Below are 23,609 nucleotides of genomic sequence, written 5' to 3' on the forward strand. Positions count from 1 at the left end.
ATGTGGGCTGACAGAGTGCCTTCCCCGGACTATGGCGAGTCGGAGGCGGCACTCGATGGGGTGTTGTTCACGCATTGAGGCCAATGGTAACAGATCGTGTTCGGCCAAAGCCGGAATCCTGATCTAAACCAGCGGTTTACCAAGAAACCGTGCGGACAATTTTTGACGGGATATCGCCACGGTGTTACCGCATTTTGGCTTCAATAAGCGATGATTAACCATTAGGATCGATATTCGGATGTGAAAACGACACGTCCGTTTGGGCAAATCCGGGGACAAACGGCAGCCTGCAAGGCCTTTTGATTTGAACAGAATCGAACGACTCACAAACGGGCGGCACTATCATTTGAGCGTCTGGCCGAGATGGTTGGCGGCGGTGATTGTCGCATTTGGTTTTGTTGCCGCGGCCGCCACGGGCGCCCAGGCCGAAGTTCGTTCGCTGAAGCTCTACCACCTCCACACGCACGAGAAGGCCGAGATCGTCTACAAGCGCAATGGCCGCTACGTTCCCGAGGGCCTGAGGAAGATCAACATCATCCTGCGCGATTGGCGCCGCAACGAGCCGACCAAGATGGACCCGCGTCTGCTGGATCTGGTCTGGGAGGCGTATCGCGAAAGCGGCGCCACCGACTATATCCAGGTCGTCTGCGGCTACCGTTCGCCGTCGACCAATTCGATGCTGCGCAGCCGCAGCCGTGGTGTCGCCGAGAAGAGCCAGCATATGCTCGGCAAGGCGATGGATTTCTATATTCCCGGCGTGCCGCTGAAGAAGCTGCGCAACATCGGCCTCAAGATGCAGGGCGGCGGCGTCGGCTATTACCCGACCTCCGGGTCGCCATTCGTCCACATGGATGTCGGCAATGTGCGCCACTGGCCCGGCATCAGCCGCCAGGAACTGGTCAGCCTGTTCCCCAATGGCAAGACGCTGCATGTGCCGAGCGACGGCCGGCCGCTGCCCGGCTATGAACAGGCGCTCGCCTCCTACAAGTCGCGCAAGGGTTCCGGCACACCGAATATCGAAATGGCCAGCGCTGGCGGCAGCGGCAAGAAATCCGGCGGATTCCTCGCGGCCTTCTTCGGCGGCGGTGGCGCCGACGAGGCCGACGACAGTGCCGACGTGGAGACCGCCTCGGCCGCGCCTGCGCCCAAGGCTGGAAATCTGAAGCCGGCCGCGACCGCCAAGAGCAGCGACCTGCCCGGTATCGCCATCGTCGCCCCCGAGAATGCCCAGCGCGCCGAGATTCCGCAGGTTGCCGACGAGCAGGCTCCGGAACCGGAGAAGAACACGCCGGAGACGATTATCGCGGCGCTGCCGGCCAAGGAAATCCCGCTGCCCGATTTCGCGCCGCGGCCGAAGGCCGATGTGGGCGCACAGCCACCTGAGAATGTTCCCTTCGCCATGGCGGACGCCACGGCCACCACCGAACAGGCAGTGGCGACCGCGCAGGCACCGGCGAACATGCCTTTCGGCAAGTCCGATCCGGCAGCGATCGCGGAAGCCGCGGCTGCCGATCCAGCGCAGGTTGCCCTCAACAACATCCCACTGCCGACATGGCGCCCCGAGCGCTCGCTGCCGGCCGATCTCGCACCGCCGCCCAGCAAGGATGTGCTGATGGCGCTGGCCGAAACGGCTGACCAGGGCAAGACCGCGACGGACGCCTTCTCCGTGGTGCCGACAGCGCGTCCCGAGCCGACCAAGCCGGATGCCGTCAAGGCCGTGCTCGACGAGGCCAACGCCCAGGTCGGCACCGCCGACGAATATCAGGTGGCCTCGTTGTCCGAAGAACCGCGTTCGGCGTTCAACGATCCGTCTGGTGTCGATGCGGCGTCGCCGCGCCAGGCTGTTGCCGCCCGTCCTGCCGGTTCCGATCCGGCCGCCGCGATCGGCGCCGGCGTGAAGACGACCCGCAAGGAAGCCAGGGCCACCGCCCGCGATCAGAAGCCTGGCCCCAGGGCCGTGGTTGTGGCCGCGGCGCCGCAGGCCGCCCGCTGGGCGCTGACCAGCGGCGAGAACGTCGCCACCGTTTCGAGCGCGACGACCGCGCCGGGCTACGCCTACAGCATCGTGCATACGCCGCCGAGCGAGGTCTATACGGCCGGCTTCCAGCCGAGCAACCAGATGGCCGACGCCAGCCGCTTTACCGGCAATGCCGTCAAGTTCATGTCGGTCGCGCGCTTCCAGACGAAGTAGCGAACAGGCCACAATATTGCCGAAGCCGCGCCGGGCGACCCGCGCGGCTTTTTGCAAGGCACGACACGCGCGGCGCCTTGATCCTGCAGGATCGGCTGAACTTCTCGTGAAGCCGGAACAGCCCAGCCGTTTCCGGGTTGAGGTGGGTCCGTTCCAACCTGGGGATCTTCATGAAAAAAATTCTACTGGCGTCAGTTCTGGCACTGGCGGCGGCATTGGCCGCGCTCGCTCCGTCACAGGCGGAGACAGTTGTCGTCAGACCGACAATCATATGCACATGAAGAAGCACTGCCGGACCAGGATGGTGATGCACTGGCGGCATCACCGCAAGGTGACCGAGACGGTCAAGGTCTGCAACTAACCGCGTCTAGAGCGGCCCTGAGTTTGATAGAATCTCTGACCCGCTCTTACCTTTTGTTTTTACGCAATTCCCAAGGGGAAGCGCTACGCGCTTCTCCCGGGAAAACCGCTACGCACTTTTCCTGGAATTGCTCCAGCCAGTCAAAGAGTCCGGTCGACGCGAGTCGTCCGGGTTTTTTCGTGCCGTCCGGAAGGCTATTTCGCGAGTTTGCTGGCAGCGCGTGCGAGAGCTTCGATCTCGTCCCACTTGCCGGCCTTGACCATGTCGTCGGGCGCCACCCACGAACCGCCGACGCAGATGACATTGGACAGGCTGAGATAGTCGGCCGCGTTCTTGCCGGTGATGCCGCCGGTCGGGCAGAATTTGACGTCGGCCAGCGGCGAGGCAAAAGCCTTGAGCGAAGCGATGCCGCCGGACTGTTCGGCCGGGAAGAATTTCAGGAAGCGCAGGCCGGCTTCGCGCGCCGCCATGATCTCGCCCGGCGTGATGGCGCCGGGCAGCAACGGAACCTGGCTGTCGGCGGCGGCCGCCAGAAGCTCGCGGGTGATGCCTGGGCTGACGATGAAGCGCGAACCGGCACCGGCCGCCTCGTCGAACTGCTTGCTGTCCAGAATGGTGCCGGCGCCGACTATGGCTTCCTCGACCTCGCCCGCCACGCGACGGATCGCTTCGAGCGCATCCGCGGTCCTGAGCGTGATCTCGATCGCCGGCAAGCCGCCACGCGCCAGAGCACGGGCCAGCGGCACCGCATCCGCCACATTGGCGATCTTCAACACCGGAATGACCGGCTGGCCATTGAGGAGCGACAGGAGTTTCTCGGTCTTGCTGGGCATCTGTCTCTCCTTGTCGAGGGCCGCATCGAGGCGAATTTTAACCGATTAGCAGACGGGTATTGCCCTGTCCACGGAACCGGTCGCGGCGCGATGTCACGCGTTGCCGCCGAGCTTAAAGGTTCTTTCCCGACAAGGCCATGACAGTCGGTCCGAACCCGTTTCACCTTGAATCGACTTCCACGAGCGTCTAGTTGCTCTGGCAATGACAACACTGCCCGCGCCATCCCAGCCAGTCCGCGTCGCCGCGCTCTACCGCTTTGCCCGGCTCGACGCTTTCGAGGCGTTGCGCGCGCCGCTTGCGGCCTTCTGCTGCGGACGCGGCATCAAGGGCACGCTGCTGCTGGCGCATGAGGGCATCAACGGTACCGTCGCCGGCAGCGATGAAGCGATCGCCGCGCTGATCGAGCACATCGAAACGATCGACGGTCTGTCGAGCCTCGAGGTCAAGTACAGCAGCGCCGCAGCCATGCCGTTCCACCGCATGAAGGTGCGGCTGAAGCGCGAGATCGTCACCATGGGTGTCGAGAGCATCGACCCGGCGACAAGCGCGGGCACCTATGTGGAGCCGGGCGACTGGAATGCGCTGATCTCGCAGCCCGACACGATCGTCATCGATACGCGCAACGCCTATGAAGTCTCGATCGGCACCTTCAAGGGCGCCGTCGATCCGGCGACGGCGAGCTTCCGCGAATTTCCGGCTTGGGTGGAAGCGCACCGGGCGGATCTCGAAGGCCGCAAGGTGGTGATGTTTTGCACCGGCGGCATACGCTGCGAAAAGGCGACCGCCTATGTGAAGTCGCTCGGCTTCGAGGATGTGTTCCATCTCAAGGGCGGCATCCTCAAATATCTCGAGCAGGTGCCGGCGGAACAGAGCCTGTGGCAGGGCGAATGCTTCGTCTTCGACGAGCGGGTTTCGGTGTCGCACGGCCTCGCGGAGGGCGGTGCTGAATTGTGCCGCGCTTGCCGCCATCCGCTGACGGAGAGCGACCTGATGTCGCCGAAATATGCCACCGGGGTTTCGTGCCCGCACTGCTTCGATGCCCGCTCGGATGAAGACCGCAAGCGTTATGCAGAGCGCCAGCGGCAGGTCGAGCTCGCGCAAGCCCGGGGCAGGGGACCACACATCGGATCCTGATGAGGGGCCGGGCCGGGCAAAGCGGCCACCTGTCATTGCAATGTCAAGCTTCGGGACCTACGTCTTCGGCGTTCGAAACCCGCCCGTTCGGCCGGGCAAATCCTGGAGGCATTGATGTTCGATCCCAAGAAGCTTCTCGACGATCTGCTCGGCTCGCAGGTTCCCGGCACCAGCGGCACCGTCCGCGACAAGGCCGGGCAAGCCGTGCAGATGGCCAAGGACAATCCGCTGGCCGCCGGTGCGCTGGCCGCCGTGCTGCTTGGAACGGGTGCCGGCCGGCAGGTGACGGGTGCCGCAGTGAAGCTCGGTGGCCTGGCCGCCATCGGTGGCCTCGCCTACAAGGCCTATCAGAACTACAAGGCCGGCAACGCACCGGAGCAGGCGCCCGCCGCCAGCGAGCCGGAATTGCTGCCGCCCCCCAAGGACACCGCCTTCCACCCGTCGCAGGCGCCGCAAGGCGAGGATGAGTTCACACTGACCCTGGTGCGGGCGATGATCTCGGCGGCCAAGGCCGACGGCCATGTCGACGACGAGGAGCGCCAGAAGATCGCCGGCAAGCTCAGCCTCGCCGGCATCGGCACCGATGCGGAAAAATTCCTGATGGCGGAGCTGGAGCGCCCGCTCGACCTCGACGCGCTGGTGGCGGGCGCCCACACCGACGCGCAGAAGCTCGAGCTCTATACCGCGTCGCGCCTCACCATCGATCCCGACACGCGCGCCGAGCGCGGTTATCTCGACCTGCTCGCCGGCCGGCTTGGCCTGCCGGACGCGCTGGTCGACCATGTCGAGGCGACGGTTTCGGCGGCCAAGGTGCCGGCGGCAAAGGCTGGGACCTCGCCCAACCCGCGCTGGTAGGCCAAAACGGACAGGCGGGGCCTTTCCGGCGTTAACTTTTCGTTAACTCAGGAAGCGCATGATTTTACACAGTCGGATCGGCTTTCCTCCTCCCAAGCCCGGTTCAGATCAGGGCGGTCGCCAATGACCGCCCTTTTTGTCGGCCCTTGCCGGGATTTCTCCGAAAAAACAGGCCGTACCTTTCGAGCGCGTCGTCCGGTGGCCGCGCTTGCCATCGCCGCCGTCATTTGCGATGCCTTCCTGTCTTGAGCCAAAACACTGACAATCAGACAGGCACGCGCGGCGCTGCCGGAGGACATCTGCCATGACCGAGCAAAAAACCGCCATCGTCACCGGCGCTGGCACCGGGATCGGCAAGAGCGTCGCCACGGCATTGCTCAAGGCTGGCTGGAACACGGTGTTCTGCGGGCGCCGCAAGCCGGTGCTGGATGCCGCGATCGCCGAGATCGGCCCGACCGAGGCCAAGGCATTGGCGGTTGCCTGCGACATCAGCAAGGCCGGTGAGGTCGACGATCTGTTCGAGACGGTGGTGGAGGCTTTCGGCCGTGTCGACCTGCTCTTCAACAATGCCGGCATGGGATACAAGTCGACACCGATCGACGAGATCCCGGTCGAGGTGTGGAACGATATTGTCGGCGTCAATCTCACCGGTTCGTTCCTGTGCGCGCGCGCCGCCTTCGGCGCCATGCGCAAGCAGAAGCCGATGGGCGGCCGCATCATCAACAACGGCTCGGTATCGGCCTATGCGCCCCGTCCGGGCTCCGTGCCCTATACGGCGACCAAGCATGCGATTACGGGGTTGACCAAGACGCTGGCGTTGGATGGCCGCCCCTATGACATCGCCTGCGGCCAGATCGACATCGGCAATGCGCTGACCGACATGGCACAGCCGATGACCGTCGGCGTGCCGCAGGCCAATGGCTCGATATCAGCCGAAGCGGTGATGGATGTCCAGCGCGTCGCCGATGCGGTGGTGCACATGGCCAGCCTGCCGCTCGACGCCAACGTGCTGTTCATGACTGTGATGGCGACCAAGATGCCATTCGTTGGGCGTGGGTGAACGACGGGCACCGGCATGGCTTTCGCCGCCGGCTCATTTGCCCGCCAACGGCACGCCGGGCTTGAACAGTAGAATCGGCCTGATCTCGTAGACGGCGGTAGGATTGACCCTGCGAAGGTCACGGGCGATCGCGATGGCCGCGTCCCTCGTGGCGCAGTCGACGACATAGAGGCCGAGCAACTGTTCCTTGGTCTCGGCGAAAGGGCCGTCGATGATCACGCCGTCGCCCGGGCCGCGCAAGGTGCAGGCATCCCGTGTCGCCCCCAAACGCGCGGACGGTCCAAGGATGCCCTCGTCACGAAGCCGGGTGTTGATCTTCAGCAACTCAGCCATCAGTGCCGCATCCTCTTGCGGCGTCAGCGCCTTGATCGCATCTTCCACGTGATAGGCAAGGATTGCATAGAACATTGAGGGGCACCTCGGTTGGATCTTGATCCCAAAACCGTAGCTGTTCTCGGCATTTGCGCCCAGCCTTGACCACGCGTCTCCCGACGGCTCATGACACCGCCATGGCGGCCAGCCGCAAATAATCCGGAAGGGCAGCGGGCCGCTTTGAAGCTCACTTGGCGAGGAACGCCCCGATCCGCTCCAGCGCGCGCAGGATGTTCTCCTCGGAGTTGGCGTAGGACAGCCTGATATAGCCTTCGCCCAGAATGCCGAAATCGGGGCCGCCGATCAGCGCCACACCGGCCTCGTCGAGCAGGGCCGAGGCGAGCTTCTTGGCCTTCCAGCCGGTCTTCGAGACGTTGGGGAAGGCATAGAAGGCGCCCTTGGGCGTGATGCAGGAGATGTTTGGCAAGGCATTCAGGCCTTCGACCACGATCTTCCGGCGGTTGTCGAAGGCGCGCATCATCTTGTCGACATCGTCCTGCGGACCGTCAATGGCCGCGATGCCGGCGAACTGGCTCGGCGCGTTGACGCAGGACCAGCAATTGACCGCCAGCTTGCGCACCTTGTCGTAGAGATGGGCGCCCTTGTCGCCGTTTGGCCAGATCGACCAGCCCATGCGCCAGCCGGTCATCGCCCAGGTCTTCGACCAGCCGTTGAGCACGATCAGCCTGTCGCGGATCTCGGGAAAGCCGAGCAACGAACAATGCGTCTCGCCGTCATAGGTCATGACGTCGTAGATCTCGTCGGAGAGGATCGCGACACCGGGGTGCTTCTCCAGCCCCTTTACCAGTTTTTCGATCTCGGCCCGGGGCGTGACGCCACCGGTCGGATTGGCCGGCGAGTTGAGGATCAACAGCCTGGTCTTCGAGGTGATCAGCGCCAGCGTCTCTTGCGCCGAGAAGGCGAAGCCGTTCTCCTCGCGCATAGGCACGGGAATGGGGGTCGCACCGGTGAATTCGATCATCGAGCGGTAGATGGGAAAGCCGGGGTCGGGATAGAGGATCTCGGCGCCCGGTTCGCCAAACATCAGGATGGCGGCGAACATGGTCGGCTTGCCGCCGGGCATGATCATCACCGCCTCGGGCGAGACCTCGACGCCGGTGGTGGTCAGCGTGCGGCGCACCACCGCCTCGCGCGTTGCCAAGAGGCCGTTGGCCGGCGTGTAGCCATGGTGACCGTCACGCAGTGCCTTGATCGCCGCCTCGACGATGTGCTGCGGCGTCTTGAAATCTGGCTGGCCGATGCCGAGGTTGACGATGTCGCGGCCCTGTTGGGCAAGTGCCGTTGCTCGCGCCAGCACCGCGAATGCATTTTCCTCGCCGAGACGGTCGAAGGCCGAAATCGTGTGGAGCATTTTTCCCGTCCCTGTGGTTCTTACACTGCGGCAGCGTTTTTGTGAGCGTCCGCTCGCAAAAGTCAACGGATTGGAGATTCTGGTGACGGAAAATCTTGAAAACTGGCAGCCACGTCCTCGGCCCGAGCGCAAGGTGCTGGAGGGACGGACCGTCAGGCTCGAGCCGCTGAACGCCGCGAAGCACGGCGACGGTCTCTACGAAGCCTCGTCCGTATCCGACGTCGATGGCCGCTTTGCCTGGTTGCCCGACTATCCGCCGGAAACCCGCGCTGCCTTCCAGCCATGGCTGGATAAGGTGGAGGCGAGCGAGGATCCGCTGTTCTTCGCCGTCATCGACAAGGCCAGCGGCAAGATCGCGGGACGCCAGACGCTGATGCGCATCGATCCGACCTATGGCGTCATCGAGATCGGCAATATCTATTGGGGACCGCTCATCTCGCGCAAGCCGGCGGCGACGGAAGCCCAGTTCCTGTTCATGAAATACATCTTCGACGAACTCGGCTATCGCCGTTACGAATGGAAGTGCAACAACCGCAACGAGCCGTCGAAGCGCGCGGCGGAACGGTTCGGCTTCAAGTTCGAGGGCATTTTCCGCCAGCATCTCATCGTCAAGGGTGAAAACCGCGACACCGCGTGGTATTCGGTCATCGACAAGGAATGGCCGGCTCTGCGCAAGGCTTATGAAGCTTGGCTCGATCCGGCCAATTTCGATGGCGACGGCCAGCAGAAGAGGCGGCTCGAGGATTTTCGCGCGGAATTCGGCGCCTAACGGGAGTTTGCCATTTGTCGCATACCCACGATCACGGCGGGCAGGATCACGGCGCCGGCCATGTGCATGGCTCGACCGACAAGAAGCGCGTCCTGATCGCGGCCTGCCTTACCGCCGGCTTCATGGTCGCCGAGGCGCTCGGCGGTCTGTTTACGGGGTCACTGGCGCTGCTGGCCGATGCCGGCCACATGCTCGCCGACGCCATCGCGCTCGGCCTGGCCTGGTATGCCTTTCATCTGGCAAGCCGCCCGGCGACCGGCCAGCTCACCTACGGTTTCGGCCGGGTCAAGACGCTGGTGGCCTACACCAACGGCATCGCCATCTTCGTCATCGCGCTGTGGATCGTCTACGAGGCTTGGGATCGCCTGCAGACACCGGCGCCGGTGCTGGGTGGACCGATGCTGGTGGTGGCGATCCTTGGCCTGTTGGTCAACATAGGCTCCTTCCTGGTGCTGCATGGCGGCGATCGAGACAACCTCAACATGCGCGGCGCCATCCTGCATGTGCTTGGCGATCTGCTCGGCTCGGCAGCCGCGATCGTGGCGGCACTGGTCATCCTGGCGACCGGCTGGACGCCGATCGACCCGATCCTGTCCGTGCTGGTCTCGTTGCTGATCCTGTCCACCGCCTGGTCGCTGATGCGTGCCGCCGCCCACGTCCTGCTCGAAGGCGTACCGCCGCGCCTCGACCGCGACCTGATCGCCGGGGACATCCAGGCAACGGTCCAGGGTGTGCGCGAAGTGCACCATATGCATATCTGGTCGATCGACGGGACAAGCAGCATGGCGACGCTGCATGCGTGCCTCAACGAGGGCGTCGATGCGCATCAGGCCGTCAGCGCCATCAAGAAGCGGCTTGCCAGCGAACACGGCATCAGCCATGCCACCGTGGAACCGGAATTCGGCCAGTGCGCCGACGATGGTGACGACCACGATCATGAGCATCAGCATGGGCACGATGCGGCTGCGCATCACGGCCACTATCACTAGGTCCGACCGATGACCATCGATCGGACCTGCCTCAGGAGTTCTCCAGCTTTGAAACTCAGCCCGATCAACGACCGCCGCTCCGGTGCGGCATGATGGACCGTGACACGCGCAATGCGGCCATCGCGGCGGTCTGGATCATGCTTGTGTTCGGCATTGCAGCCTTCTACCTGCCGACCATGATGTTGGCACTCGGCAGTTTTTCGACCGTGCTGGCGGGTATCTTCGGCACCGTCTTCGTGCTGGCGTTTTTCTTGGTGTTCTGGCTGCGCGCGCGCACCCAGCGTAATAATCGGGACAAGTAAGGGATATCGGACATGCGCATTCTGATCACTGGCGCCGCGGGCATGGTCGGCCGCAAGGTCATCGCCCGGCTGGCCAAGGACGGCACGCTGCGGGGCAAGAAGATCACCGCGCTCGATCTGCACGACATCGTGCCACCGCAGGCGCCGGCCATGGACGGCGTCAGCGTCGCACTGCACACGGGTGACCTTGCCGAAGCAGGCGCCGCCGAGAGCCTTGTCGCATCACGTCCCGATGTCGTCTTTCATCTCGCCGGCGTCGTGTCGGGTGAGGCGGAAGCGAATTTCGACCTCGGCTACCGCGTCAACCTCGACGGCACGCGCGCGCTGTTCGACGCCATCCGCCTGGGCGGATTCGCGCCGCGCGTCGTCTTCACCTCGTCGATCGCGGTGTTCGGCGCGCCGTTCCCGGATGTCATACCGGACGACTTCCATCCGACGCCGCTGACCTCCTACGGCACTCAGAAGCAGATGAGCGAAGCGCTGCTCGCCGACTATTCCAGGCGCGGTTTCTTCGACGGGATCGGCATAAGGCTGCCGACGATCTGCGTGCGGCCGGGCAAGCCGAACAAGGCGGCCTCCGGCTTCTTCTCCGGTATCATCCGCGAGCCGCTGAGCGGGCAGGAGGCGATCCTGCCGGTGCCGCGCTCGGTCGTGCATACCCATGCCAGCCCGCGCTCGGCGGTGAATTTCCTGATCCATGCGGCTGGCATCGACGGTGCCGCCGTCGGGCCGCGCCGCAACCTGACGATGCCGGGCGTCGCCGTCAGCGTTGGCGAGCAAATCGAGGCGCTGGAACGCATCGCCGGATCGAAGACGGCAAAGCTGATCCGCGAGGTGCCCGACGAGACGATCTGGACGATCGTCAAGGGCTGGCCGACCCGGTTCGAGGCGCGGCGGTCACGCGAGCTTGGCTTCAGCGCCGAGAAGAGTTTCGACGAGATCATCCGCGCCCATATCGAGGATGAGCTGGGCGGCAAGATACCCAATTAGAGGTCCGCAGCCACCCGTTCGATCGTGGTGGAGGCCTAGACGCCGCCTGTCAGGCTCGCCGACAGCAGCAGCAGTCCAAACAGGAACACGAAGGCCGCGCCGCCGATCTCGACGATCGAGTGGATACGGTTGCCCATGCGGCCGTCGCCGGCGAAATAGACCGCCCAGTTCTTAGCGGTCACGGCCATCGTCGCCAGCGCCGAGACGGTGATGGCGGTGCCGATCGACATCGCCAGCACCGACAGCAAGCCGCCGAGCCAGAGCCCGTTCAGCAGCGCGAAACTCAGCACGATCAGCGCGCCGGAGCAGGGGCGGATGCCGACCGCCGCTACCGCCGACCAGGCGGTGCGCCAGTCGAAGCGGTCACCGGACAGCATTGCCGGATCGGGCGCGTGCGAATGGCCGCAAGTTTCGCAGACCTCGCCGATCGCATGGTCATGATGCGCGTGATCGTGCGCGCCATGGTCGTGATGATGGTCATGCGCGCCATGGTCGTGATGATCGTGTGAATGGTCATGCACATGGTCGTGATCGTCATACGCGCGCAGCGCGTGCGAATGAGCGGCATGCGAATGGCCTGCATGCGAGTGGCCATGGGAATGAGCCCCATGCGAATGGCCGGCATTGGCCGCCGACAGGCTGTAGGCCGGCCCCTTGCCAAACAGGTGCAGGACGGCGGGGCCGAGCTTGCGCCACAGAAGCCAGGCGCCGAAGAGGGTGACTAGGGCAAAGCTCATGATCTCCATGAACCAGGCCGCATCGGTCATCGAGATCGTGGTGCCGCGCAGGACGAAATAGGCAAGCAGCATCACCAGGATCGCCGTCAGGCCCTGCAGCAGCGCCGAGACGAAGGACAACAGGATGCCGCGCTTCAGCGCCACTTCGTTGGCCACCATGTAGGAGGAGATCACCGCCTTGCCGTGACCGGGGCCGGCGGCGTGGAAAATGCCATAGGCGAAGGACAGGCCGATGAGCACCCAGAGCTTGCTATTGTCCTGGCGCATCGCCTTCATGGCCGTCGCCAGCGCGCGATAGAATTCCTGCTGCCTGAGGTTGATCCACATCAGGATGTGGGCGAACGGACCGGTGCTGGGCGCCATGCCATCATTGACGCCGATGCCGAGCGAACTCTGGGCGTGCGCGGCATTGGCGAAATGCATCGTGGCAAAAGCGATGGCCAACAGGCCGAATGCCAAACGCAGGGACGGTTTCGTCACCGGGTTCATCCTTCTGGCTGACAGGTCAGTTCGAGCTTGGTGGCGAAGATCTTGCTCATGTCGGTGCCTGTCGGATCGTTGAAGAAGGCATCCGTCAGGGTCTTCTGGTTTTCCTTGATCGCTTCGTCCGGATCAGGACGGACCACCTTGCTGGCACAGTTCGAGGGCAGGCCCTCGACCGTGATGTTGGAATCCTCGGTGAAGTCGATCGCGGTGTAGAACGTCGGATCATAGACGCCGATGTCGATCTTGCCGGTCAGCTTGATCGGCGCCTTCGGCTCGGACTCGAACAGGATGATCAACTGGTCGTTGTCGAAATTGGCCATCAGGTGGGGCGGCGGCGTCATCGCCACGTCCTTGCCGTCCTGCGTGACGAGCTGGAAGTAATTGAACTCGGCCAGCGAGGCGTGGACCGTGTCGGCGACCTCCTTCAGCTCCTTGTCGTCAAGCTTCAGGTCGGAGTTCTTGTCGAACTCCATCATCACCGTACTCGAAAACAGATCGTCGAAGCGCCAGAGATGGCGCAGCGCTTTCACACTTTGGTGATCCGGGGCCAGGATCACGTCGAGGCGTGCCTCGGCGAAGACGTGCGGATGCACCTCGGCCGGTCCCGTCGCGGCGAAAGTCGCCGCCAAGGCCGAAGCCAGCGTGATTGCGTGCCGTTTCAAATACATTCGCGGTCGCGATTCCCTTGGCTTTCGGAAAGAGTTGCCGAAGGTTACCAGAAAGGGGGCGAAATTGGGACTGTCGGCGCATGTCACCCAAAAGTGCGCGGCGGTTCAGGGACAACGGCACGCACGCAACGAGAACTCAAAGCGCTTCGCGGCGCGACGCGCCTCGAGGCCTGAGGCAGGTCAGGCGCTCTCACGCGTCCTGAACCACTGCACCAGGAAGTCGACGAAAACGCGCACCTTCGCCGGCAGATAGCGGCGATGCGGGTAGACGGCGAAGATGCCGCCGCCCGATAGGATGCGGTCGTCGAGCACCGCCACCAATTGGCCGCTCTTGAGGTCAGGCGCGGCGATGAAATCCGGCAGGATGCAAAATCCAAGACCCGACAGGGCCGCGGCGCGCGCCGCCATCGGGCTGTTGACCTCGATCGGGCCCGACACGGCAATGCTCACCGGGTCGCCATTGTCGCCCTTGAACGGCCAGTTGTTCAGTCCGCGGCCATTGGTGTCGACGATGCAGGGCATGTGGCTGAGATCCTGCGGCCGTGTCGGCATGCCATGCTTGGCGATCAGTTCGGGAGAACCGCAGAGCTTGATCGAGAACGGCGCCAGGCGCCTTGCGATCAGCGACGAATTCTCCAGCCGCGAGATGCGCACCGCGAGGTCGAAGCCTTCCTCGACGAGATCGACGAAGCGGTCGTCGAGCTGGATGTCGAGCACGATGTCGGGATACTGCTTGGCAAAGTCGATCAGCGACTGGCCGATCGGCGCGTCGGCGAAGGTGCGCGGCGCCGACAGCTTGATGCGGCCGCGCACATCGCCGGAGGACTCGCGCACGGCGTCGGCCAGGCTGTCGACTTCGCGCACGATCTCGGAGGCGCGACGGTAGTAGGTGTGGCCGGCCTCGGTCATCGAGAACTGGCGCGTCGTGCGGTTCAGCAGCAGCGCGCCGAGTTCGTCCTCCAGCTCGCGCACATATTTCGACAGCAGCGCCTTGGAGCGGCCGATCTTGCGCGCCGCCGCCGAAAAGCCCTCGGCCTCGACGACGTCGATGAAGGCGCGCATGCGGGTCAGTGTGTCCATTATTCAGGCCCTTTGTGCTGCGTCCAAAGCGCGTCGCGTCGAAATGAATTCACGCGACGCGCTTTGAGTGTTGTTTGATGCATCTCGTCGTCGCAAAACCGAGGTCACTTTTGCGCGACATGCATTAGAAGTTTTCGGCCGAGCCGTATCAGGGCAATGTCGCTGCCGGAAGGGCCAAGCAGCGAAAGTCCAAACGGTGCGCCGGCAACCGAGCCGATCGGCAAGGTGATTTGGGGAAAGCCGGAGAGCCCGGCCAGGCACAGAAGGTGCAAGGCGCGCTCGCGATAGGCCTGGAACTGCTCGGGTGTGCTGTCGACATAAGGCGCCGGACCCGGCACCGTCGGCAGAATAAGGAAACCGTCCTTGCCGAGCAGGGCGCTCAATTCACCGCGAAAAGTCAGCCGGCGCACTTTTTCGGCCTGTGCCGTCCGATCGTCGACGGCACGGCCGAAGCCGAACCGCTCCTCGACCCCAGGCCCAAGGTCGCGCTCGCCGCTGGTGATCCATTCGCCATGCACCGTCCAGGCCTCCCTGGCCTGCAGCCGGCGAAAGCACCAGTAGAGTTCATCCGGAGAAGAACTGAAGCGCGACATCGGCGTCGCCGGCGTACCGAACACCGCGCTCGCCAGCGCCTTCATTCCTGCAAATTCGGCGAGCGCCGGCCGGGCGATCATTTCGTCCAGCCAGCCGAGCGTCAGCGGCCGATCCAGGGAATGTTGATGCGGATCGCGGCCAAGCAGCAGCTTGCCGACGGTCTCGTAGGTTTCGATGTCGTCGGCGAACCAGCCGAACGTGTCGAAACTCGGCGCCAACTGCATGGTGCCGTCGAGGGAAATGCGGCCATGCGTGGTGCGGAGGCCAATCAGCCCGCAGAAACTCGCCGGCGCGCGGATCGAACCACCTGTGTCGGACCCCGTTGCGATGTCGGCCAGCCTGCCCGCCACCGCCGCGGCCGACCCCGAAGACGAACCGCCGGTGACGCGGTCGAGAGCCGCCGGGTTCACCGGAAACGGAAAATGCGCGTTCTGGCCGAACAGAGCGAAGGCGAGTTCGTCGGTCTGGGTCTTGCCGACGAAACGCGCGCCCGCGTCGAGAATCATCTGCACGGCGCCTGCCGTGCGCGAAGCGGCGTGGCCTCCGGCGAATTTCTGCAAATTGCCGCAACCGGTGCGGTAGCCAGCGACGTCGTAAATGTCCTTGACCGCCAGCCGCAGCCCGGCCAGCGGCCCAAGCTCGGCATGCGCCACCGGCATCTGGCGGAGATCGAGAAAGGCGTTGAAGGGGCCGTGTGTGCCTGTCATCGTTCGATATCCGGATACGGTTGCGCCAACATTGTTCGATGCCAGAAATTTTACAACCTGGGATACGATTTTTATTGATTGTGAAATGCTTCGCTCTTATATCGCGCTTGCCCAAAGTCGCACGTGCCTGTGGGTGTCCGCCGATCCTCGAATGGTGAGGGAAATCGGTAAGGTAACTGGAGCCAACCCCTCCAGTCGGTTTAGCGGCCAACCGCCAGACCGAGGACACCTTGAAGCAACGACGGTGCGGGCCTTTCTGGTTCTCTGCCGGTTGTCCAAAGACCGGGGTTACTGAAGAGGCACACCTTCATTGCCGGCAGTGCGGAACGGGGTTCTCCCAATCCAAGCCAAGGCAGACAAAGCGAACCGAAGCCGGGCAAGGCCAAGGTTCATCGCCGCGAGACGGCGTTTCATGGTTCCGGGGTCTCCACCGGCTGGTTCCATGGATTTTCCGTCCCGCCTTTGTTTGACCGCGTGTTCGCGAGGCCGACAGCCCGCGCCCGCACCCTTGTGCGCGCCGAAAGGCGCGATGGAGAAACCCGATGGCCACCCAGCGCATTCTCGACTTCCTCGCCACCCGACGTCCGTCCGGCCCCTGCCTCGTCGTCGACCTCGATGTCGTGCGCGACAATTTCCGCGCCTTCGAGAAGGCGCTGCCCGATTCCAAGATCTACTATGCGGTGAAAGCAAACCCGGCGCCGGAAATCCTGCGCCTGCTTGCTGCGATGGGTTCGTCCTTCGACACCGCTTCCGTTGCCGAAGTCGAGATGGCGATGGACGCCGGTGCGCCGGCGGACCGCATCTCCTTCGGCAACACCATCAAGAAGGAGCGTGACATCGCACGCGCCTACCAGCTCGGCATCAAGCTGTTCGCGGTCGATTGCGTCGAGGAGGTCGAGAAGATCGCCCGCGTCGCTCCCGGCGCACGCGTCTTCTGCCGCGTTTTGACCGATGGCGAAGGCGCCGAATGGCCGCTGTCGCGCAAGTTCGGCTGCGTGCCGGCCATGGCCGTCGATGTGCTGCGCCATGCCAAGGGCCTCGGCCTCGACGCCTATGGCGTGTCGTTCCATGTCGGCTCGCAGCAGACCGACCTGACCGCATGGGACCGTGCGCTGGCCGACGCCAAGAAGGTGTTCGCGACGCTCGCCGAGGAAGGCATCGTGCTCAAGATGGTCAATATGGGCGGCGGCTTCCCGACCCGCTATTTGCGTGACGTGCCGGCGGCGCAGGCCTATGGCCAGGCGATCTTCTCGGCGCTGCGCAAGCATTTCGGCAACGCCATTCCCGAGACGATCATCGAGCCGGGCCGCGGCATGGTCGGCAATGCCGGCGTCATCAAGTCGGAAGTCGTGCTGATCTCGAAGAAGGCCGACAACGACAATGTACGCTGGGTGTTCCTCGACATCGGCAAGTTCGGCGGCCTGGCCGAGACGATGGACGAGGCGATCCGCTACCCGATCGTCACCGCGCATGACGGCACCGAGACCGCGCCTTGCGTGCTCGCCGGCCCGACCTGCGATTCGGCCGACGTGATGTACGAGAAGACGCCGTATCCGCTGCCTTTGTCGCTGACCATCGGCGACGAGGTGCTGATCGAAGGCACCGGCGCCTACACGACCACCTACTCGGCGGTCGCCTTCAACGGCTTCGAGCCTCTCCGATCCTACGTGATCTGACGGTTCGAAAGAACCGATCAGATCATCCCAGGTGGGCGCCCGTCGCCGCTTGGGCTCGCCTGTGGAACAGATCTCCGCTCGCCAGGGATCGCGGAAATGGAAATGTCAGTTGAAATCGTAGCTCATGCGCCGGCCTTGGCCGTGGTTGCCGAAACCGTTGCCGACGTGGCGGCGCGCGAAGCCTTGCTCGATCGCGCCATGGGGCCGAAGCGCAAGACCAAATCGTCGGAAAAGCTGCGGCGTGGCCGTCGGCCCTCGGAGGGTCTTGCCTTCGTCGCGCGCGATGCCTCGGGCGGCGTGGCCGGCACGGTGCGGCTATGGGATGTCACCTTGGGCGACGGCGGTTCGTCGGCGCTGCTGCTTGGCCCGCTCGCCGTCGACCCCTCGCTCAAGAGTGCCGGCATCGGTTCGGCGCTGATGCGGCATGCCATCGCGGAAGCCGCGCGCCTCGGCCATGCGGCGATCCTGCTGGTCGGCGACGAGCCCTACTATGGCCGCTTCGGCTTTTCGGCCGCCAGGACCGGCGCGCTCGCCATGCCGGGACCTTACGAGCGGCACCGCCTGCTGGCCCTGGAACTGGTGGAGGGCGCGCTCGATGGCGCCGAGGGGACGCTGAAGGCGTCCGGCCGCAAGCTCAAGGCACAGGCGCCGATCCTGGCGCGTGAGGCTTAAGCGCGACTGCCCTTCAAAAACAAAACGCCGCCTGAAAAGGCGGCGTTTTGTCATCTCAAAGCCGCTTCTGGCGGCCACGTCCGTTCAGCCGATCAACTGGCTCAGCGCCATGGCGACGGTCATGTCGCCTTCGACCTTTATCTTGCCCGTCATGAAGGCCATGGTCGGATTCAGGTCTCCCGCGATCAGCGAATCCAGATCGTCGAGCGAGAGCTTGATGGTGCAGTCGGCGGGGGCGTCCGTGGTCGAGACGGTTGCGCCGTCGATGACGATGACGCCGTCGCTGCCGGTGTCGAATTTCACGGAACGATCGAACCCGCTGCTGGCCACGCGCGACTTGATCTTCTCGGCAATCTCCTGAACGCTCACGCTGTTCTCCTGTCTGGTTGCATTCTGTCGCGCAGGGCATTTCGGTCCGGCCGAAGCCCATGCCTCTGAGGCGATTACAATCGCTGCCGCATATAGCTTTGGATTGACGTTTACGTCAACGCAAATTGCGGGCATCGGCCCCGGCGCCGACTGCTATCGGGACCGCTGGCGCCGGCCCGACGGCCGATAGCTCAATGCGCGCTGACCGGCTTAGGCGTCTCGGTCGCGGGGGTGCTGGCATCCTGCCGCCGGCGCAGCCAGTTGTCGCGGATCTCATCCTTGCTCAGGAAATTGACCTGATCGATCAGGACCTCATGCACCAGGGTTGCGCCGACACGTGTGTTGATCGTGTCGCGGATGGCGGCACGAAAGGCATCGAGGTCGACCGTCGCCTTCTTGGTGAAGTCGATCTGGGGATGGGCGTAGAGATAGCTGTAGACCTCGTCTGTAATCAGCGCCTCGGCCGGGATCGACAGCTTCTTTATCTGCTCGGGCTCGACGGTGTAGACGAGCTTGGCCAGGAAGTAGCCGTCGATCTTTGAATCGTGGATCAGCGGCACCGAAATGACGTCGGTCTTGACGTAGTCCAGCCCGCCAAGCATCGGCTTGGGTTTCTCGCCGACGCCGCGTTCGCCGGCGGCCTGGAACGAATAGAACACCGCGCCGAGCGTGGCGGCGCAGATCCAGACCGCTATGGCGATGACCTTGATCATTTTGAATCCGAGCCCGGCATCGCCGCGCTCTACCCTTTCAGCCTGCCGAATTCGCCGGCGGAGTAGGTGCCGTCGGTTTCGGCGCGCTGAATGGCGCTGCGCAGCAGGCCGGCCACCTCGTTGACGGCGCTCAGATGCGCCAGGATAGCGGCCTCGTTCTTCGCCAGCTTCTGGCGCAGCCGGGTCAGGCCCTCGCGATGCTGCTCGAGGAATTCGGCCTCGCTGCCGCCCTTCATGGCGCGGGTGAGCTCGTAGAGATAACGGCTCTTGCGGGCGTTCGACGCCTTGAGGTCATAGCTTGTATCGCTGCGGATGCCGGCGGTCTCTTCCTCGACCACCTCCTCGATGCGGCCGATGATGGCGGCAAGGTTTCCAGGCCGAGCGAACGGGGCCGGTGTGTCCGGCGCGGTCGCTCGTGCTGGCAGGTTGGCGGTGAATTCGGAAGAGTCGGCCATGGTGTTTCCCAGTCTAGATCTTGATGTCTGTTTTTATGGTTGTCTCGTCGCCGGTCATCGACCTGGCGGCCTTGCGCTGCAATTCCTGGACGAGCGAGGTGGACAGACGGGTTTGCTGGTCGATCTCGGTCTTTTCCGGTCCATTCGAGACCGGGCCGATCGGCACCTTGCGCTTGCCGTCCATGTAGTGGTCGGCGAGCAGCGACTTGGCGATGCCGATGCCGCCGCGATCGGCCATGACGTCGGCGACGCGCTCGGCGAGCTGCGATTTCCACATGTCGCCGGCGAGACCCGTGCCGTAGACGCCCTCGGTGTCCTTGGGCAGCATGTTCTCGATGAAGGTCTGCAAGACCATCGCCTCGAACTTCTTGAACTTCTTGGCAGGATCGGCCGTGGCGGCGGCCTTGTCGGCCGTCGCGCGTGACAGGATCGAGCCGGCATCGACAGAAGCCGCGGTGTCGACCGAAAACGTGCCAGCGACGCCGCCGGCGCGCTTGGTCAGCGCGGCGCGGGCAGCCTCGATATCCATCGGATCGGCAGCTCGGGCGACATCCATCACGATGTCGCTGGGTGGAGAAATCGCCAAGAAAGTCCGCCTTTTGCCGGGTTTCCTTAGCCAGGACCATGCCTCAACAAGCTTGTGGCAGGCTTGCGGGGGGTGAGGAGATGCTGGAGTGTGGTTCGGTTGTTTGCTTCGCGCTACGAGTGGCGCTTCCCGAGCAGACGTTCTGGTGTCGCCTTTAGGCTGAAAGCACGCGGTCCAGTTTCTAGAACGATCTGTCCAGAAGGTGCCATTGCGGTGTCCGCTAGGCCGCGTTCGGAACATCGGTAAGCTTGGCCGCCAGAAGTGCGCTTTGTTTATGGCCATCTTTCGCGCATCAGTTTAGCACGCCGAGCACGCGGAGGGTACTCAGCCTACCACCAACCAGGCCATCGGCATCATTGGCCATCAAGTTCAGTCACAAGGCTATTCTGTGAGCCTCGGCGCAAATGCTCCTGCGACGAGGCCCAATGGTCTCGGCGACTGCTGATGAAACGGCAGGTTGGATCAGGATGGCGGCCGAGTTGCAAGCGAAACGCTTTGCTAAACGATTGCATGTCAAACCGAATTTTCACGGGACGGGTATACTCGATTGTCTTTGGCAGATCCCGTGGCATGTACTTGCACCTGCGGCTGTCGGGTTGCACATCCGATAGCTATCTCGGAAAGTAACGGTGTTTCTCGATTTCACGGATATTAGCCGCGTCGACGGTGTTTTTTGATGCAATTGCTCATTCAAGATGACAATATGGCTTGGGGATATTGGGGAGACGGGGCGCCTGATGCACGCAAGTATGAGCCAAAAGCTGGCCAGCTATGGCCAGTGGACATATCGTGGCGCATGGGCATTAGAGATCATAGCGTCGATTATTGGATTAGCCACAGGCCTTGTTTTGGGCTTTCAAGCTTTCGAAGCAAGTCAATCTGCCACGGCGATGGACCTTATTCTCGCCAGTGCCCCGTTTTTTATCGTTTCCATCGCTGAGCTAACGAAGATTCCAATCGCCACACTTTTATATAGCGTGTCCTGGCTGTGGAAGCCTGTGATCTTGGTGTTTCTCCTACTTCTAGCAGGCATCACTTTTGAGACAGTTTTGTTGGGGCTGGAGCGCGCTGGCACGCTCCGCGAATTGCAATATGAAGAACTCGCCGACGGCATCGATTCGCTCACCAGAGAGAATGCGAAGCTTGACGCTGCAGACGAGTTCGCAAAGCAAGCAGATCAGGCCGCCAAAGCCAGAGCGGATCTGGAAGAGATCAGCGCGCTTGCCGATAAGGCTCGGAAGGAAATTCAAAGCCGTATCGCAGACGTCGACACCGAACTTCTAGCGACGACTGCTCTAACGCCAGAAGCGTCCAGAGCACGAGAACAGGTCCGGGAGAAAGAGCAAAGACGAGTGGACCTAGTTGCCGAGCGAGATGGTCGAGTTCAGCAAGCAGTAGAGGAGTTTGAAAGGCAACGAGACAGTTACGTGGAGCGGATTAGAGACGCCCGAGAAACTGGCGACACAGCTTCGGCAAAGCGCTGGGAGGACGAGATTGGGAAACTTGCCAATCCTCGCGCTAAGATCGAGGCAAAGTATGAATCGCAAATCGCGGCTGTCGATCAAGAGATCGCGGGTACTCGAAGCGATTTCGACCGTTTGAGGCTTGAAAGCCCAAAGATGACGGCAGACCAGAGACAGGTGCTCCAGAGCCGACGAAGCGACCTTGAGAAGACGCTTGATGCAATAACTGCAGATTGGGAGCGCCGGCTCGATCAGGCGAGGGAGACACTGTCAGCAGCACAGACGGCGGAAGCTTCGAAAGCTAGTACCCTAGCTGCCAATCAAGCGCGGCGAGACGAGATAGCAAAGCAGTTGAGCGAACTTGAGAAGAAGCGCATCCCGCTCGCCAGGACAGACCAGATTCGACGAATCGCAGCCCGCTGGTACGGCGAAAAGCCGGAAGAAGTGAGTGAGCCTCAAGCGGGGAGAGTCTCTGCAATCTGGTTCGGCTCCCTCGCCGTGATTGCAGGATTGGCCGGCCCAATCACTGCCATGGTGGCTCTTGGTTTGCAGCGTATCGCTGCACAAGCCGAAAGTCGTACTGAGAGCCCGCTGTCGCGTCTGGTTCGACGATTGCTCTTACGGTGGCGATGGCGCCGGGTTCGTACGATCAAAGTGCCCTTTGAAGTTTCCGTCGACAGGGAGGTCGAGAAACGCGTTGAGGTTCCTGTTGAAAAGGTGGTGAAGGAAATTCTCTATGTACCCATCCTCACCGACGATCCGGATGCCCTGCGAAAGGCGCTAAACGAGGATTTGCCACCAGAGGTCGTCGATCTCGTCAAAGTGGCCGCTAAAGGTGGTCGCAACAGTGCTGGTCAGGCATAATACGGAGCTTCTCGAGCGAGCCGTTGACTTAGTCGTGAAGCAGGCGGCTATCCCGACTCTGCAGGCTGAGGCAGCTGCCTATGACAAGATAGCACGGGCAAATGCCTTCCGCAGGATGATGACGGGGGCTGCAGTAGCGGTCGCCGCCGTCGGCATCGGCTATGGAGCGGCGTTATTTTTCGGGCGTGAGTTCAGACTTTCACCAACCGTAGATACCATTCGGAATCATAAGGGAACCGATAACATTGCGCCCAAAGAGACAGTCTCGGAGGGCAAGACGGAACGGACAACGATTCCCATCCCTGAACCAGCCCCTAGGTCGGAGGTTGCCTCGCCCCCGCCGGCTCCTAAACCTGACATCGTGACTGAAGACTTCAACAAGTTCCTCACGCGGGAAATAGACTGGGGAGGTTCGCACTGGTCATTGGTTTCTGGCCACCATTTTAGCGACGAGAACGACCCGACATGGGATCGTGCATGGTGCTACACACGTCGCATAGTAAATGGCGTCGATGTAAACGTAGACTTAGCAAACCGACCCTCCCCTACTGATCGCCCCCAAGCGCCCGCGGCGCCCTTGGCTACACTTGCATCCATCGGCCTGAATGATGCATCGGCTCTGGAACTCGCATCGAAATGTGCGTGGCTCGACAACAGGACGTTCAGCGGCAATGACTATAATATGCCCCCTGGCCGTGCCGAGGAAGCCCAGAAGCTCGTTGTTCAGGATGGCTGGGATGCAATGGGCTTCGACCTCCCGAGCATGCCTGTTTGGAATGTCTCATTCGAGCAATGCCAAATCCAATGCGAGGGCGACAACCGGTGTCAGGCAATCACCTATGACAAGAAACACTCCGCATGTTTCATGAAAGGAGACGCATCGGTCTTAGTGAGAGCTCCCGATGCTGCTGTGGCCGTCAAGCAGGCCGTGGCGAACAAAGTTCAATACTCTAGTCTCGTTTTCTACAAAAACACTGTCGTAGTAGGCAATTCATACTCGAACATCACCAGCACATATGCTGACTGCGTATTGGCATGTGCTGCTGATGTGAAGTGTATGGGCTTTGATTTCGATTCTCCTAACAAGATGTGCTCAATGCTTGATCAAGTAGATTCGTTGTCCGTGTTCAAAGGGGTGGCCTCGGGAAGTAAAGCAGCTGCAAATTGAGAGTCTTTTGGCTACCAGCCAGTTCCCTCCTGGTTCCGGTAGCATTAGGGTTCCCAGCAGCCGTTTCTGTGCAACTTATGCGTCCGGACGCCGTAGGTCTGTTTATGGTCGATCGCGGAGTCGCCCTCTGCTACTGACATCG

Annotated in this window: 23 protein-coding genes; 12 read left to right on the plus strand and 11 right to left on the minus strand. The window is 62.7% G+C overall.

Annotated elements, in window-relative coordinates:
• Window positions 1–376 precede the first annotated feature (376 nt).
• Complete coding sequence (locus EN845_RS09040; protein WP_245464298.1) at window positions 377–2,191, plus strand: DUF882 domain-containing protein; 1,815 nt, start codon at window positions 377–379, stop codon at window positions 2,189–2,191.
• A 555-nt stretch (window positions 2,192–2,746) separates the two neighbouring features.
• Here EN845_RS09040 and EN845_RS09050 read toward each other — a convergent pair.
• The gene (locus tag EN845_RS09050; protein ID WP_127276952.1) at window positions 2,747–3,385 is read right to left on the minus strand and encodes a 2-dehydro-3-deoxy-phosphogluconate aldolase; all 639 of its coding nucleotides are present in this window, start codon (window positions 3,383–3,385) and stop codon (window positions 2,747–2,749) included.
• A 202-nt stretch (window positions 3,386–3,587) separates the two neighbouring features.
• On the opposite strand from EN845_RS09050, the gene EN845_RS09055 reads away from it, so the two are divergent.
• From EN845_RS09055 to EN845_RS09065, 3 genes are all read left to right on the plus strand, one after another.
• Window positions 3,588–4,520, plus strand: coding sequence for a rhodanese-related sulfurtransferase (locus EN845_RS09055; protein ID WP_127869902.1), 933 nt, complete (start codon window positions 3,588–3,590; stop codon window positions 4,518–4,520).
• A 114-nt stretch (window positions 4,521–4,634) separates the two neighbouring features.
• Window positions 4,635–5,375 (plus strand): tellurite resistance TerB family protein, encoded by a 741-nt coding sequence (locus EN845_RS09060; protein ID WP_127869901.1) that lies wholly within the window; start codon window positions 4,635–4,637, stop codon window positions 5,373–5,375.
• A gap of 304 nt (window positions 5,376–5,679) precedes the next feature.
• On the plus strand, window positions 5,680–6,435 hold the full coding sequence (locus tag EN845_RS09065; RefSeq protein WP_127275848.1) for an SDR family oxidoreductase: 756 nt from the start codon (window positions 5,680–5,682) through the stop codon (window positions 6,433–6,435).
• Window positions 6,436–6,468: 33 nt separating this feature from the next.
• On the opposite strand, the gene EN845_RS09070 is transcribed toward EN845_RS09065, so the two are convergent.
• Entirely contained in the window at window positions 6,469–6,843 is a 375-nt protein-coding gene (locus tag EN845_RS09070) for a YciI family protein (RefSeq protein ID WP_127869900.1), read from the minus strand.
• A gap of 151 nt (window positions 6,844–6,994) precedes the next feature.
• Window positions 6,995–8,179, minus strand: coding sequence for a pyridoxal phosphate-dependent aminotransferase (locus tag EN845_RS09075; RefSeq protein WP_127275850.1), 1,185 nt, complete (start codon window positions 8,177–8,179; stop codon window positions 6,995–6,997).
• Between the two features lie 82 nt (window positions 8,180–8,261).
• On the opposite strand from EN845_RS09075, the gene EN845_RS09080 reads away from it, so the two are divergent.
• From EN845_RS09080 to denD, 4 genes are all read left to right on the plus strand, one after another.
• Window positions 8,262–8,948, plus strand: a complete 687-nt coding sequence (locus EN845_RS09080) for a GNAT family protein (protein ID WP_127869899.1) — start codon at window positions 8,262–8,264, stop codon at window positions 8,946–8,948.
• A gap of 14 nt (window positions 8,949–8,962) precedes the next feature.
• Entirely contained in the window at window positions 8,963–9,937 is a 975-nt protein-coding gene (locus EN845_RS09085; RefSeq protein WP_127869898.1) for a cation diffusion facilitator family transporter, read from the plus strand.
• A gap of 89 nt (window positions 9,938–10,026) precedes the next feature.
• Entirely contained in the window at window positions 10,027–10,239 is a 213-nt protein-coding gene (locus tag EN845_RS09090) for a hypothetical protein (RefSeq protein WP_127869897.1), read from the plus strand.
• Between the two features lie 12 nt (window positions 10,240–10,251).
• On the plus strand, window positions 10,252–11,229 hold the full coding sequence (gene denD / locus EN845_RS09095; protein WP_127869896.1) for a D-erythronate dehydrogenase: 978 nt from the start codon (window positions 10,252–10,254) through the stop codon (window positions 11,227–11,229).
• A 35-nt stretch (window positions 11,230–11,264) separates the two neighbouring features.
• Here denD and EN845_RS09100 read toward each other — a convergent pair whose 3' ends face one another.
• The 4 genes from EN845_RS09100 to EN845_RS09115 form a co-directional block, all read right to left on the minus strand.
• On the minus strand, window positions 11,265–12,455 hold the full coding sequence (locus EN845_RS09100; protein WP_127869895.1) for a nickel/cobalt transporter: 1,191 nt from the start codon (window positions 12,453–12,455) through the stop codon (window positions 11,265–11,267).
• Entirely contained in the window at window positions 12,452–13,120 is a 669-nt protein-coding gene (locus tag EN845_RS09105) for a DUF1007 family protein (RefSeq protein WP_127275855.1), read from the minus strand. Before EN845_RS09105 ends, EN845_RS09100 begins: the two co-directional genes overlap by 4 nt.
• A 180-nt stretch (window positions 13,121–13,300) precedes the next feature.
• The gene (locus tag EN845_RS09110) at window positions 13,301–14,200 is read right to left on the minus strand and encodes a LysR family transcriptional regulator (RefSeq protein WP_127275856.1); all 900 of its coding nucleotides are present in this window, start codon (window positions 14,198–14,200) and stop codon (window positions 13,301–13,303) included.
• 104 nt (window positions 14,201–14,304) lie between these two features.
• Window positions 14,305–15,501, minus strand: coding sequence for an amidase (locus tag EN845_RS09115; RefSeq protein WP_127275857.1), 1,197 nt, complete (start codon window positions 15,499–15,501; stop codon window positions 14,305–14,307).
• Window positions 15,502–16,043: 542 nt separating this feature from the next.
• On the opposite strand from EN845_RS09115, the gene odc2 reads away from it, so the two are divergent.
• Both odc2 and EN845_RS09125 read left to right on the plus strand, forming a co-directional pair.
• Complete coding sequence (gene odc2, locus EN845_RS09120) at window positions 16,044–17,177, plus strand: ornithine/lysine decarboxylase (RefSeq protein WP_127275858.1); 1,134 nt, start codon at window positions 16,044–16,046, stop codon at window positions 17,175–17,177.
• Between the two features lie 96 nt (window positions 17,178–17,273).
• Complete coding sequence (locus tag EN845_RS09125; RefSeq protein WP_127869894.1) at window positions 17,274–17,849, plus strand: N-acetyltransferase; 576 nt, start codon at window positions 17,274–17,276, stop codon at window positions 17,847–17,849.
• A gap of 84 nt (window positions 17,850–17,933) precedes the next feature.
• Here the strand turns inward: EN845_RS09125 and EN845_RS09130 are convergent, their stop codons facing one another.
• The 4 genes from EN845_RS09130 to EN845_RS09145 all read right to left on the minus strand — a co-directional run bounded on the left by EN845_RS09130 (window position 17,934) and on the right by EN845_RS09145 (window position 19,972).
• Complete coding sequence (locus tag EN845_RS09130) at window positions 17,934–18,218, minus strand: SCP2 sterol-binding domain-containing protein (RefSeq protein ID WP_027144782.1); 285 nt, start codon at window positions 18,216–18,218, stop codon at window positions 17,934–17,936.
• A 191-nt stretch (window positions 18,219–18,409) separates the two neighbouring features.
• A complete protein-coding gene (locus EN845_RS09135; protein WP_127869893.1) occupies window positions 18,410–18,931 on the minus strand; it encodes a hypothetical protein in 522 nt (173 codons plus the stop codon).
• Between the two features lie 29 nt (window positions 18,932–18,960).
• On the minus strand, window positions 18,961–19,386 hold the full coding sequence (locus EN845_RS09140; protein ID WP_127869892.1) for a hypothetical protein: 426 nt from the start codon (window positions 19,384–19,386) through the stop codon (window positions 18,961–18,963).
• 13 nt (window positions 19,387–19,399) lie between these two features.
• Window positions 19,400–19,972 carry a rod-binding protein gene (locus tag EN845_RS09145; protein ID WP_167531301.1) on the minus strand — a complete coding sequence of 191 codons (573 nt, stop codon included), beginning with the start codon at window positions 19,970–19,972 and terminating at the stop codon, window positions 19,400–19,402.
• Window positions 19,973–20,709: 737 nt separating this feature from the next.
• Between EN845_RS09145 and EN845_RS09150 the strand changes: the two genes are divergently transcribed.
• Complete coding sequence (locus tag EN845_RS09150; RefSeq protein ID WP_127869891.1) at window positions 20,710–22,299, plus strand: hypothetical protein; 1,590 nt, start codon at window positions 20,710–20,712, stop codon at window positions 22,297–22,299.
• Window positions 22,283–23,467: a PAN domain-containing protein gene (locus EN845_RS09155; protein WP_127275863.1), complete on the plus strand. Its 1,185-nt coding sequence runs from the start codon at window positions 22,283–22,285 to the stop codon at window positions 23,465–23,467. The genes EN845_RS09150 and EN845_RS09155 overlap by 17 nt, the downstream gene beginning before the upstream one ends.
• The last annotated feature ends 142 nt before the right edge of the window (window positions 23,468–23,609 follow it).

Source organism: Mesorhizobium sp. M8A.F.Ca.ET.202.01.1.1 (assembly GCF_004791595.1).
Lineage (GTDB): Bacteria > Pseudomonadota > Alphaproteobacteria > Rhizobiales > Rhizobiaceae > Mesorhizobium.